The 14,083-nt window shown below is 42.0% G+C and carries 9 protein-coding genes; 6 read left to right on the forward strand and 3 right to left on the reverse strand.

Features of this window, described 5'->3' with window-relative positions:
- Positions 1–343: 343 nt before the first annotated feature.
- The 3 genes from BSHG_RS18025 to BSHG_RS18015 all read left to right on the forward strand — a co-directional run bounded on the left by BSHG_RS18025 (position 344) and on the right by BSHG_RS18015 (position 7,234).
- A complete protein-coding gene (locus BSHG_RS18025; protein ID WP_008657570.1) occupies positions 344–2,650 on the forward strand; it encodes a family 20 glycosylhydrolase in 2,307 nt (768 codons plus the stop codon).
- Between the two features lie 137 nt (positions 2,651–2,787).
- Positions 2,788–4,962 (forward strand): retropepsin-like aspartic protease, encoded by a 2,175-nt coding sequence (locus BSHG_RS18020; RefSeq protein WP_008657581.1) that lies wholly within the window; start codon positions 2,788–2,790, stop codon positions 4,960–4,962.
- Positions 4,963–4,999: 37 nt separating this feature from the next.
- The gene (locus BSHG_RS18015; protein WP_008657583.1) at positions 5,000–7,234 is read left to right on the forward strand and encodes a glycoside hydrolase family 3 C-terminal domain-containing protein; all 2,235 of its coding nucleotides are present in this window, start codon (positions 5,000–5,002) and stop codon (positions 7,232–7,234) included.
- A gap of 346 nt (positions 7,235–7,580) precedes the next feature.
- Here BSHG_RS18015 and BSHG_RS18010 read toward each other — a convergent pair whose 3' ends face one another.
- The gene (locus tag BSHG_RS18010; protein WP_005790915.1) at positions 7,581–8,036 is read right to left on the reverse strand and encodes a GNAT family N-acetyltransferase; all 456 of its coding nucleotides are present in this window, start codon (positions 8,034–8,036) and stop codon (positions 7,581–7,583) included.
- A 17-nt stretch (positions 8,037–8,053) separates the two neighbouring features.
- Positions 8,054–8,971 (reverse strand): bile acid:sodium symporter family protein, encoded by a 918-nt coding sequence (locus BSHG_RS18005; RefSeq protein ID WP_005790916.1) that lies wholly within the window; start codon positions 8,969–8,971, stop codon positions 8,054–8,056.
- Positions 8,972–9,078: 107 nt separating this feature from the next.
- Here BSHG_RS18005 and BSHG_RS18000 point away from each other — a divergent pair, with 107 nt between their 5' ends.
- The 3 genes from BSHG_RS18000 to dnaA all read left to right on the forward strand — a co-directional run bounded on the left by BSHG_RS18000 (position 9,079) and on the right by dnaA (position 13,015).
- A complete protein-coding gene (locus BSHG_RS18000; protein WP_005790917.1) occupies positions 9,079–10,323 on the forward strand; it encodes an N-acetylmuramoyl-L-alanine amidase in 1,245 nt (414 codons plus the stop codon).
- Between the two features lie 19 nt (positions 10,324–10,342).
- On the forward strand, positions 10,343–11,236 hold the full coding sequence (locus BSHG_RS17995) for an MlaD family protein (protein WP_005790918.1): 894 nt from the start codon (positions 10,343–10,345) through the stop codon (positions 11,234–11,236).
- 348 nt (positions 11,237–11,584) lie between these two features.
- Complete coding sequence (gene dnaA, locus BSHG_RS17990; RefSeq protein ID WP_008657587.1) at positions 11,585–13,015, forward strand: chromosomal replication initiator protein DnaA; 1,431 nt, start codon at positions 11,585–11,587, stop codon at positions 13,013–13,015.
- A gap of 87 nt (positions 13,016–13,102) precedes the next feature.
- Here dnaA and BSHG_RS17985 read toward each other — a convergent pair whose 3' ends face one another.
- A complete protein-coding gene (locus BSHG_RS17985) occupies positions 13,103–13,846 on the reverse strand; it encodes an NADPH-dependent oxidoreductase (protein ID WP_014299392.1) in 744 nt (247 codons plus the stop codon).
- Between the last annotated feature and the right edge of the window lie 237 nt (positions 13,847–14,083).

Here is a 14,083-nt window from a genome sequence, read left to right on the forward strand (position 1 = left end):
CACATTTCTTTCCTTCTTTACCCCTCTTTCCCGGCCTTGTTTAGTGGGCTCGGACTCGTGTGCCCATCAGCCCGGATACCCGAGCCCGCTGATGAACAAGTCAAAAGTCGTTAATACTCCCATTCAGGCTTATCCAAGAGGGCAAACCGGCTAAACAAATTAACTTCTTCCACATAGAAAACAAGTCATGAATGAGGAAGGTTCCTGCCAAAGGCAAAGATAACAACTGTTTTTTAATACGGAATGAAGATAATCAAAAGAATTGATTGTATATTTGTGCATTTCATAGTAACCCGGAAAACGGATCTGATATCATATTAAAAACAATCCAATATTTATTCCTATGACAAAACCTTCTTACAAACAGTGGATAGCAGCCTGTACTCTCACGAGTACATTGCTATTGGGAGCCTGCGGTCCCGCTCCCGTTACCAGAGACGCATCAATCGTACCGTTGCCTAACCAAATTCAACAATCCGGCAACGCTTTTGTACTAACCCCGAACACTACAATCGGTACCACCGACCCGGAATTACAGCCAGCCGCCCAATACCTGAAAGAAATTCTTTCGGCCGCCACGGGCTACGACCTTCAGGTTAAAGAAGGCAAGGGGACAATCACTCTTGCGAAAGCCAACATCGAAGGAAAAGAAGGTGCCTATACACTTTCGGCAAAATCAGACCGGATAGACATCACAGGCAACTCTTATGGAGGGGTGATAGCCGGTATCGAATCGCTTCGCCAGTTATTCCCACCGCAAATCGAATCCAAACAAATCGTAGACAGTGTGGCATGGGCCATTCCCACGGCAGAGATTCAAGACGCCCCCCGATTCGAGTGGCGCGGGATTATGCTCGATGTATCCCGTCACTTCTACACCAAAGAGGAGGTAAAAGAATTACTCGACCTGATGGCACTCTACAAAATGAATAAGTTCCACTGGCATCTGACAGACGATCAAGGTTGGCGCATCGAAATAAAAAAATATCCGTTACTGACGGAGAAAGGCGCATGGCGTACCTTTAATTCACACGACAGATCGTGTATGAAGTCCGCTAAATCAGAAGACAATCCGGATTTTCTGATTCCGGAAAATAAACTCCGCATCGTCGAAGGCGACACGTTATATGGCGGATACTATACGCAGGAGGATATCAAAGAAGTGATTGAATATGCCAAAGTACGCGGGATAGATATCGTTCCCGAAATTGACATGCCGGGACATATGCTGGCTGCTGTCAGCAACTATTCCGGAGTAGCCTGTACCGATAAAGTAGGCTGGGGAAACACTTTCTCCTCACCCGTCTGCCCCGGAAAAGAATCGGCAATGGAATTCTGTAAGAATGTATATAGTGAACTGATCGACCTGTTTCCCTACAAATATGTACACATCGGAGGAGATGAAGTTGAAAAAGCAAACTGGAAGAAATGTCCCGATTGCCAGAAACGTATGCGGGATAATCATCTGAAAACCGAAGAAGAGCTGCAATCCTGGTTTATCCACGATATGGAGAAATTTTTCAATGCAAAGGGGAAAGAGATGATCGGCTGGGACGAAATCATCGAAGGCGGACTGAGCCCGACGGCTACCGTAATGTGGTGGAGAAGCTGGGCAAAAGATGCTCCCGCAAAGACAACTCAACAGGGGAACTCCATCATTTTCACTCCAAACGGACAGTTCTATCTGGATTATCAGGAAGACAAAAACTCTGTACGCAATATTTATAACTTCAATCCGGCAATCGAAGGATTGACTTCCGAACAACAGGCATTAGTCAAAGGCGTACAAGGAAACATCTGGTGTGAATGGATTCCTTCACGCGAACGCATGCAGTATATGGCTGTTCCACGCTTGCTGGCTATCGCCGAACTGGGTTGGAGCCAACCCTCACAAAAGAACTGGAATGACTTTGCACAACGCATGGCAAACCAATTCGAACGCCTCAACATCATGGGTATCAATTATCGCATCCCCGACTTGGAAGGCTTCCATCGCAACAATGCTTTTATCGGTGAAGGAACCGTAAAGGTAACCTGCCTCGATCCCAATGCCGAAATTCATTATACGACGGACGGCAGCACTCCTACTCTGCAATCGCCTAAATACGAAGGGCCTATTCAAGTAAAAGAAACAACGGACTTTACGTTCCGCACCTTCCGTCCCAACGGAAAAGCCGGTGACATCTCCCGGACACGCTTCATCAAGAGCGAATATGCTCCGGCTACGACTGTCACTCCCTCTGCCAAAGGATTGCAGGCTGAATGGTATGAGTTTAAAGGCAACAAGTGTGCAGACATCACTAAAGCACCGCTGAACGGAACTTACCCGATAGAAAAAGTTATGATTCCCGAAAAGGCAAAAGGAAATATAGGACTGGTTATCAAAGGGTTTATTAATGTGCCGAAAGACGATATCTATACCTTTGCCCTTTTGTCGGATGACGGCAGTACGCTGGTAATAGACGGTGAACAGGTGATCGATAACGACGGACCGCACGGGCCGCGTGAAGTTATCGGCCAGAAAGCATTATCGAAAGGGTATCATCCGATAGAAGTACGCTATTTTGACCAAAACGGTGGTCAACTGAAAATGACGGTAACCGGCACTGAAGGAAACGAAATTCCGACAAGTGACTTATATGCAAACTAACATTATTGCTCAAAGGATAAATTGACATGACACACAAGGGTGTGTCATGATCCACCACAGAGTAGCACCGAATTCTACAGATCGAACTTAATCTATTATTGATAAATGATATTTATCTGTGTAAATCGGTGTACTCTGTGGTGAATACGAGTTTAGGTACACCCTCCGATACACGGATTATAATTCAGTTCCGCTCCATAACACAAAAAATCGATATCATGATAAAACTTAAACTAAGCATTCTTGTATGGGCGATCGGCCTATCGATGACCGCCTTTTCTCAAACAACTTCGTCCTTGCGGGCGAAAGTGTTAACCTTGAACGACTATCCGGATGCTCTCCGGTTGTGGGAGTTATATAACGATTCCGCTTCTGTAATGGATAAAGCGACACAGTTGCATGCCAAAGTGTCATTATATTATTATTTCAACCGTCCCGATGAAATGCTCCAATGTGTTGACTCCCTCCTCACATTGTACCCCAAAGAATGCACCACAGAACAAAAGCTGGCATATTGTTATGTAAAAGCCGAAAAGCTTTTGGAAAAAGGGCACTATAAGAAATTAAACACTTGGTGGAAGTCTTTACGAAAAGACAAAAAACTCTACAGAGAAATAGAAAAGCAGGAAAACTTCCCTTGTTCGGAAAAGGCCATTCAAGGATTGTCGGATAAGGACGACTTCCGAATGGACTTTCCGGAAAGTTCATCGACAGTTCCCACAAGCTATACTTACCCGTTGGTACTTTCAGTGACGATAAACGGAACTACCCTGCCGGCTACCATTTTTGACACAGGGGCCCCTTATACTTTTCTGACCAAGGAAACAGCAACGAAATGCAACGTACAATGCATGGGTGACACCATACCAGTGAAAAGTATGTTCGGAACCTCACAGGCAACAACCGGATTCGTCAAGACATTACAGTTGGGCAGCATTACGTTTCATAATGTGACAGTCCATGTTTCTCTGCTCGAGAAAGATCCGATCTTTTCCGGACACGATGCTTTATTAGGGCTAAAGGAACTTCGTGGAATATCCGCCTTAGAGTTTGAGTTTGGCAAATTAACTTTGAAGCAAAAATCACTAAGAAGTCCTCTCGATCCCAATATGTGTTTTGCGGAAACTGGTTGTGCATTTTTATTTGCCAACGGACAGAACTATCTGTTAGATACAGGTGGAGAAGGCAGTTTCAGTAATACGCCTGATAGCGTCTCTACCAAGGTGATAGACGTAAACGGTTATCCGGTACAATTCTTCAATACATATACAACAATCCCTGCCGCCCAAAAATCGGGTTTATTAGGATTTCCATTTTTCTCCGGATTTAAAATTTGTACACTCGACTTCGATCGTATGAACTTCTCCGGAGAAGGTTACCGACTCAGGAAAAGCTATTCGGAATTAATGAACAGTGGCGATATGATAGGACTCGACATTGAATACGAACGAATCAGCAAGACAACAGATGAAATGGGCAAATGGCTTACCAACGCATCACTCGAAATGATGAAAAACAAACCCGAAAGTTGCATTCAATACACAGACAGTCTTTTGGGGAAATATCAGCAGGAGCTTGGTGGCAGCATCATATATGTACTCAACCTCCGGGCTGCTTCACTAGCCTATCTCGGACTCTATAAAGAAGCAGGCGATCTGATGAAGATGTGCGCACAAGCCGTACCGGACATGATAAACGGCTACAATAAATGCATGGCATTAACCCCCTTTGGCGCCCAGCAACTCAGTTGGGAACAACCGGAAGTGACTCTAAACACCACTTTTAGCGAGAAAGGATTTTTGGCCTCGGCTGAGATAAACGGAAACAAGAATAAACTCTACTTTGCTCCTGATCAAATAAACTCAAGTATCTCGGAAGCGGATGCCGGAAAGTTAAACATGAAAATCATCGAATTCGAAGACCATACAACTGCAACAGGTAAAAAACGTATGGCTATAGCCAATGAATTGAAGCTGGGCAACCTACTGATAAAAAATGTACAATTCAATCTTACGGAAGGAAATGATATCATATTAGGCAACAGCCTTCTTCGTCTCATTCCTCAATTTAGTATAGAAAGCCAAAAGTTAGTACTGATGCAGCAAGTACAGAGTTTTACGAATGCCAAGCAATACCCTCTGCTCTTGATCAACTACACTTTCTGCTTTCGCGACCCGGATGACGATACCCAAAAATATTCGATAGGTAATCCAACTCCTTATACCCGAAAAATCACATTACAGGATTTATGTAAAAGCAGTGGTAAGATAGTGTTCGATATGAAAGATATGAAGCTACTGAAAATCAACTGAATCATAATAAAATTCTAATCTAACAGACACATACCAAATGATCATGAAAAAAATAATCACAGCAAGCATGTTGAGCCTCTTATTGGGAGGTACTGTACAGGCACAAAGTCTCCCTGTCTATCTGGACGATAGCAAACCGATTGAAGATAGAATTGAAGATGCACTTTCACGAATCACCGTTGAAGAAAAAGTAGCTTTGATCCATGCACAATCTAAGTTTTCCTCTCCGGGTGTAGCACGCCTTGGGATTCCGGAATTCTGGATGACGGACGGTCCGCACGGTATCCGTCCCGAAGTGTTATGGGATGAGTGGAACCAAGCCGGATGGACCAACGACTCTTGCGTTGCATTTCCGGCACTGACCTGCCTGGCGGCAACCTGGAATCCGAAAGCAGCACTGCTGTACGGACAAAGCATCGGAGAAGAAGCACGCTATCGTAACAAAACAGTATTGCTGGGTCCGGGCGTGAATATTTATCGGACACCACTGAATGGACGAAACTTCGAATACATGGGAGAAGATCCATATCTGGCTTCACAAATGGTAGTACCCTATGTAAAAGGTGTACAACAAAACGGAGTAGCAGCGTGTGTCAAACATTATGCACTGAATAACCAAGAAATCAACCGGCATACCACCAATGTTATTGTAGATGACCGGGCACTGTATGAAATTTATTTGCCGGCATTCAAAGCCGCAGTTCAAGAAGGGAAAGCATGGGCCATCATGGGATCTTATAACCTGTATAAGAATCAACATAACTGTCATAACCGGTATTTACTGAATGATATACTAAAAGGTGAGTGGGGATTTGATGGGGTCGTAGTTTCTGACTGGGGAGGTGTTCACAACACAGAAGAGGCCATCTATAATGGAATGGATATGGAATTCGGCAGTTGGACCAACGGACTTTCCAAAGGCATGGGAAATGCTTATGATAATTACTACTTAGCACATCCCTATCTGAAACAGATAAAAGAAGGTAAAATAGGGACAAAAGAATTAGATGACAAAGTAAGACGTATTCTTCGGCTGGCCTTCCGGACAACTATGAACCGTAACCGCCCGTATGGGGCAATGCTTTCGGAAGAACACATTGCCGCAGCCCGCAAAATCGGTGAAGAGGGAATCGTTTTATTACAAAACAAGAAGAACATATTGCCTATCGACCTGAACCGGACAAAGAAAATAGCTGTTATCGGAGAGAATGCATTGAAAATGATGACCGTAGGTGGTGGCAGTTCTTCACTCAAAGTACAGTATGAATGCTCTCCGTTGGATGGAATCAAACGAAGAATAGGCGATGGGATAGAGATCAGCTATGCCCGCGGATATGTAGGAGACACAGGAGGACAGTTTGATGGCGTCTCTTCCGGACAGAATCTGAAAGATGATCGTTCTGCCAGACAGTTGATCGAAGAAGCTGTACGCATAGCACAATCGGCCGATTATGTAATCTTCATCGGAGGATTGAACAAAAGCGGGCATCAGGATTGTGAAGACACCGACCGTAAAGGTCTTGAACTGCCTTATAAACAAGATAAAGTGATAGGAGCCCTGGCCAAAGTAAATAAGAACCTGATAGTAGTCAATATATCGGGAAATGCTGTAGCCATGCCTTGGATCAGTGAAGTCCCTGCCGTCATACAAGCTTGGTATCTGGGTACGGAAGCAGGCAATGCCATCGCATCAATTTTAGTAGGAGATGTAAATCCGTCAGGTAAACTACCCTTTACTTTCCCGGAAAAGCTAGAAGACGTGGGCGCCCATCAATTAGGTGATTATCCGGGCAGGCAGAGAGAAGATGGCATATTCGACGAAAAATATAATGAAAGTATATTTGTCGGTTACCGCTGGACAGATAAACAAAAAATCCGTCCACTGTTTCCGTTCGGACACGGATTGAGTTATACCACCTTTGCTTACGGAAAGGCTACCGTAAACAAGAAAGTGATGAAAATAGACGAACAAATCGCTATCACTGTTCCCATAACCAATACGGGAAAGCGCATTGGGTCAGAAATCGTACAATTGTATATCAGTGACCTCAAATCGTCATTACCTCGTCCGGTTAAAGAACTGAAAGGATTTAGTAAAATACAACTTGCACCGGGAGAGACTCAAGAGGTCACTTTCTTAATTGATAAACAAGCGTTAAGCTTCTTTAATGATAGTCGTCATGAATGGGTAGCAGAACCGGGAAAGTTTGAAGCACAAATTGCGGCTTCGGCTACAGATATAAAGTCAAAAGTCACTTTTGAACTCGAGTAGACCCAATATTAGAAGATACCATAGAGGCTATGTCAGAACTCTTTTTCCACAGCCCCTCATTGATCATCACAGAGTTTTAGATCAGAGAGTACGTGATAGGGCAATAATACACTGTGACACTTTTGACATAGCCTCTTATTTTTTATAAAGACCTTAAGTAGTCACATCTTTCTAAAAAAGAGAAATTTTAAGGATATACTTACAAAATGGAAATCGTGATACGATCCGCTATGCGCCCATATAGATCTATTTCATTAAAAATATATTGAATCACAGCAAACGAATCACAGCAAACTTATGTCAAACCTCAAATATCAAAAATCCGTCATAGAAGACAACCGGGAATTTATATTTCTTTTTGATAGACACGTGTATGTTCCCCCCAAGGGTGATAGCAATCTCCTATATATACAAAATTGAAATGTTCATAATAGCCTGTATGAGTTGTACACAAGTATAAATTCCCGAAGCCTAACCGCCGGGTATCCTCTTCTACTGCTTTGATTAGTAAGTTTCCGTAATTATGCCCTCTATACTGCTCTTCGATGAATAAAGCAACCAACCACGGGTATAAGTCCATACGTGAATTAAAATCATTTGTGGCAAGTCCGGCACAACCTATAATTTCTCCTTCTCCATTCATCAGAAGATACCATTGTGGCAGAGGAGATTCCGACTCCAAACAAGTTCTGAAACAGTTATCATAAACCATTCTACTATTTTCGTCAGCCCACTTCCTTTGGAAATAAGCAATTGCCTCCTCTAAATATTGAGGGCTTTTCCGTAATGAAATGATATCCATAATTATAATCTTATTTATTAGCCGCTTACATTATTACTGCATTTTTCACTCTCTTTCTTTCTCTTCTTCCAAAGTTGCCAGCTATTAATAATGTTTTGCCACAATACATAGCTTCCCGGCCCTACAGCAGAAAGTGGATTCAGATAAGTATGAGCCATCCAGATGGCAAGAATAGTATTCTTTTGCCCTAAAGCCTGTCCACCACTAATACGATCGTTGTATATACTGCCCAATGTTTTACCCAGAAAAAATTGAAGACAACATGCTATCAGGGCGACAACCGCAATCATAATCTCCGTAAGTCCGTCTGCCGGATCATTAATCAAAGAATAAAGCGTTTGTGCAGTGACAATAGCAAGAGAAATTCCCCATAAATAAAAGGCCAGTTCATGATAACCCAACAGCACTTTATGCACCTTGGGAATAAACCTCTGCAAGAACCAGGCTGCTAAGAAAGGACAGATCAATAAAGGAAAAACCTTACTGAGAATCACCAGAAAAGCATCTATAAAACTAATACCGGGATTGGCCTCTATCAATGGAAACAGGATCGGAACAGCAATTGCAGCTCCAATATTGGCTATCAATGTATAAGTTGTCAGACTGGCGGCACTTCCCCCCAACTTCGATGTAATAACGGCAGCCGCAGTAGCCGTGGGGCAAATAACACAAACCATCGCTCCTTCTGCCACAATTTTATTAAAACGATAAAGTAGCAGATAAACAATCAAAGATCCGAATATCTGAATCAATAAAAGCCATAAGTGTAACGGCTTCGGTTTTAAGTCACGCGGAGATACCTTACAAAAAGTGAGAAGCAACATAGTGAAAATCAGTATCGGAGTAAGGAAAGAAAAGCTGATAAATACCGGATAACCAACAGCACCTACCAGCATAGCTATCGGAAGCGTCCAATTTTTCAAGAACTTCAGCATTGTTATATCGTTTAAATTTCAGGTGCAAAGTAACGTAAAAAACTCAAAACTTAACACTAAATAGTGAGTTTTCAACAAATTTCTGCTACATTTGCACATTATTTTATATGGAACTACGTAGACCACACATATTATATATATTGATTTGCCTTTGGCTACTCGTTTCTCCATCAAACGTCAGTAGCGTCTGGGCAAAAGATTTCGTTGTAGTTATTGACGCCGGACATGGCGGTCACGATCCCGGAGCCATCGGAAAGATATCCAAAGAAAAGAATATCAATCTGAAAGTAGCATTGAAATTGGGTAATCTGATCAAACAAAACTGCAATGATGTGAAGGTGGTCTATACCCGTAGCAAAGATGTATTTATACCACTTGACCGCCGTGCAGAGATTGCCAACAATGCAAAAGCCGACCTGTTTATTTCAATCCACACCAACGCTCTGGCCAATAACCGGACCGCAAAAGGTGCTTCCACATGGACATTAGGTCTAGCCAAATCAGACGCCAACCTGGAAGTGGCCAAACGGGAGAACTCTGTAATTTTATATGAAGATGATTACAAAACTCGTTACGCCGGATTTAACCCCAATTCCGCAGAATCGTATATTATCTTCGAATTTATGCAAGACAAATATATGGAGCAGAGTGTACACCTGGCTTCATTGGTTCAAAAACAATTCCGCCATCACTGTAAACGGGTGGACCGGGGAGTACATCAGGCCGGATTCCTTGTATTGAAGGCTAGTGCCATGCCAAGCATTCTGGTTGAACTCGGTTTTATCTCTACGCCTGAAGAAGAACGTTATCTTAATACAGAAGAAGGAAGTTCTACTTTGGCCAAAGGTATATATCGGGCATTTCTCTCTTATAAAAGAGAACACGAAATCCGTTTGACAGGCAGCAGCCGCACTGCACTTCCCAATGATGATGAAGTAACCGATACTGAGGTTGCACAGATAGACAGCACAGAAAGCGAAAACAAAAAGCCCCAAAATACTCCACGCACCGACAAGCTTGTAACAGAAGCAAAAACTCAACGCCCAATTGTTGTAGAAAGCACAACAAACGACTCTGAAATTACGTTTAAGATACAAATACTGACCTCTTCACGTCCACTATCTAAAAATGATAAACGACTGAAGGGATTGAAAGATGTAGATTATTACAAGGAAAATGGACTATACAAATACACTTACGGGGCATCGTCCGATTATAATAAGGTATTACGGACACGCCGTAATACAGTCACTCCATTATTTAAGGATGCCTTCATCATTGCATTCCGCAACGGAGAAAAGATGAATATCAACGAGGCTATAGCCAATTTTAAGAAAAGAAGAAATAAATAAAAAGACTAAATAACAAAACATGAAACTCATTACAAAAGAAGTCAGGATAGGAATAGCAGGTGTTGCGGCCTTGTGCTTACTCGTCTTCGGGATCAATTATCTGAAGGGCATCAACATGTTTAAGCCTGCCAGCTATTTTTATGTAAAATTCCATAATGTAAACGGTCTGGCACAATCGAGTCCAGTATTCGCCGATGGTGTCCGTGTAGGTATCGTCCGTGATATTGCTTACGATTACAATCAACCGGAAAATGTAATAGTGGAAGTAGAAGTAGATACTGACTTACGCATACCGAAAGGAAGCTCAGCCGAACTGGTACCCGAACTGATGGGAGGAGTAAGAATGAATATTTTATTGGCCAACAATCCTCGCGAACGCTATACAGTAGGCGATACGATTCCGGGAACGCTAAACAACGGCATGATGGAGAAAGTTGCAGCAATGATGCCCGCTGTCGAAAAGATGTTGCCCAAATTAGACTCTATCCTTACTTCACTGAACACAATCATGGCAGATCAAAGCATTCCGGCAACTCTGCATTCTATTGAAAAGACAACAGCCAATCTCGAAGTTACCAGCCGTCAATTGAAAGTATTGATGAACAATGATATCCCACAATTAACAGGAAAGCTCAATACTATCGGTGATAACTTTGTTGTAATCAGCGGCAATCTGAAAGAAATTGATTATGCTGCCACATTCAAAAAAATAGACGCCACTCTTAGCAACGTAAAAATGCTTACAGAAAAACTTAACAGCAAAGACAACACTGTCGGATTACTGTTAAACGATCCACAATTATACAATAACCTGAACCAAACAACCATTAATGCAGCAAATCTGCTTGAAGACCTGAAGGAACATCCGAAACGATATGTTCACTTCTCTTTGTTTGGTAAGAAAGATAAGTAGAGAATGCGCCTTAAATAGAATTTATCTAAATAAGCGTGTACCAAACGAGGATAGGATGAAATCCTTTAAAAGTCTATTCATAGACAGAAAGGATACGTGCACCAACTATCAGATTAAAGAATAACAGGTGGACCGTCACGTGATAAGCAATTAATTAACAAGTAGTTATAAAAAAGCAATAGCTTCCCATGAGGAGTATTTTATAGGGAAATGATAAGTCACTGAAAGTAAACACATTATTCTTTCAGTGAGAAATACAAGAAAAAGGAGATTTGTTTTTCTCGAATAAGATTCCCAATTTTGCAACCGTAGAAGTTTTGCTTAATTAATAAATGTATTACAGCCGCTATGAGTGAATCGAGTCATGTCGGCCTATGGAACCGCTGTCTTGAAATTATTAGAGACAATGTTCCTGAGTCGACATACAAAACATGGTTTGTTCCCATTGTTCCTTTAAAATATGAGGACAAAACGTTAATCGTACAAGTTCCCAGCCAGTTTTTCTATGAATTCCTGGAAGATAAATTTGTGGACTTGCTACGTAAGACGTTATATAAGGTTATAGGCGACGGCACGAAGTTGATGTACAACGTGCTGGTGGACAAAAGTTCAGGGGCAACCGTGAACCAGGAGTCTACTACCCGCTCTACGGCTATTCCCCAATCCGGACTTCCCCGTGTTGATGAAAGGAAAGCTCCGGGCTTGCTGCGTGCACCGGCCGTTCAGGATCTTGATCCCCATCTAAATCCGAACTATAACTTTGAGACCTTTATTGAAGGATACAGTAATAAGCTTTCAAGAAGTGTTGCCGAAGCTGTTGCCGAGAATCCGGCAAAAACAGTCTTCAATCCGCTGTTCCTCCATGGAGCATCGGGAGTAGGAAAGACCCATTTGGCCAATGCCATCGGTACCCGCATCAAAGAGTTGTATCCGGACAAAAGAGTGCTTTATGTTTCAGCACATTTATTTCAGGTACAATATACCGATTCCGTACGTAACAATACAACGAATGACTTCATCAACTTCTACCAAACAATCGATGTATTAATTATTGATGATATTCAAGAATTTGCAGGTGTCACCAAAACACAAAACACTTTCTTCCATATCTTTAATCACCTACATCAGAATGGCAAACAACTGATATTGACTTCCGACCGTGCTCCTGTATTATTGCAGGGTATGGAAGAGCGCTTACTGACCCGGTTTAAATGGGGAATGGTAGCCGAATTGGAGAAGCCTACCGTAGAACTGAGAAAAAACATATTAAGAAATAAAATTCATCGGGATGGATTACAATTCCCTTCGGAAGTAATCGACTATATTGCTGAGAATGTTAATGAAAGCGTGCGTGACCTGGAAGGTATTGTCATTTCCATCATGGCCCACTCTACCATTTACAATAAAGAAATCGATCTGGACCTGGCACAACGCATTGTTCGTAAAGTCGTTCATTGTGAGACAAAAGCTGTCACTATCGATGATATCATCAACGTAGTTTGCAAGCACTTCGATTTGGAGTCATCTGCTATCCATACCAAATCAAGAAAAAGGGAAGTCGTACAGGCACGCCAAGTAGCCATGTATTTAGCTAAAACACATACAGACTTCTCTACTTCCAAAATTGGAAAATTCATAGGCAATAAAGATCATGCCACCGTTTTGCATGCATGCAAAACAGTAAAAGGGCAATGTGAGGTTGACAAAGGATTCCGATCGGATCTGGAAAACATAGAAACTTTACTCAAGAAAAGAAACGTGAGTAACGGTGAACGGTAGACGATGAACGATGGACATACTGCAAAATAATGTAAGATGTTCATCGTCCATCGCTCGCCCCATTTATCGCTCACTGTTCATCGTTATTTAATCCATAAAGCCCTGCCGGCGAAGTACCTTCAACAGATTCTCAGACATAAATTCATTATCCTTCTTTGTATAGCGGACATCCGTGAATACTTGGGCCAGAGTCTCTTTCTGATTCTCTTCTATAAATAACTTGTTCTCAGGCAAAGATTCCTTATAAGCATATAACCGGTTTATATCTTCGGCGGTATAATCGTGATAGCTCTCTTCATGTATAATGCCCTCTATCGGCAGACGGTCTACCTGTTTCGGAGATTCCGCCGGATATCCCACAGTCACTGTAGTAATGGGAAACACCAACTCGGGCAAGTGCAAAGCATCGATGATCATTTGAGGATTATAGGTAGTAGTACCCAAATAGCAAATACCCAATCCGGCTTCCTCGGCAAGCGTACAGAAAGTCTGTGCAACCAATAAAGTATCCATAGCGGCATTCAAAAAGGACATTAAATTACCATATCCCGGCACCGCATTCCTTTCCTGACAATATTTGCAAAAACGACGAAAATCCGCGCAAAATGTCAATACAACCGGAGCCTCCTTTACCATCGGCTGATTAAAATGAGCCGGAGAAAGCATTTCTTTTTTCTCGGCATCACGGGTGACAACCACACTATAAAGCTGCATTCCACCCATCGTAGAAGCGCGAAATGAAGTTTCAAGCAAATCATTTAACAAATCCGGCGTAATATCTTTTTGCTGGTATTTGCGGATTGTCCTTCTGTTCTTAACTGTATCCATCATATCTTTTTTCTGCAAAGATATAAAAAGAATAATCATTCTATCTCATTTATAAAATAGAATAATTTTCTTTTTGGAAAACTTCAAGCGTCGAACAAAAGCATCATTCATTTGTTTATCAATTGCTTATCGTTTATAAACGGATAACTTAGTACCGGTTAATAAATTATCTCGTTTTTATTTTGATATACCAAAAAACATTCATAGCTTTGCAGGCACGTTTGTTAATGATAAGTAAGC

The organism is Bacteroides sp. 3_2_5 (assembly GCF_000159855.2).
GTDB classification, from domain to species: Bacteria; Bacteroidota; Bacteroidia; order Bacteroidales; family Bacteroidaceae; genus Bacteroides; species Bacteroides fragilis.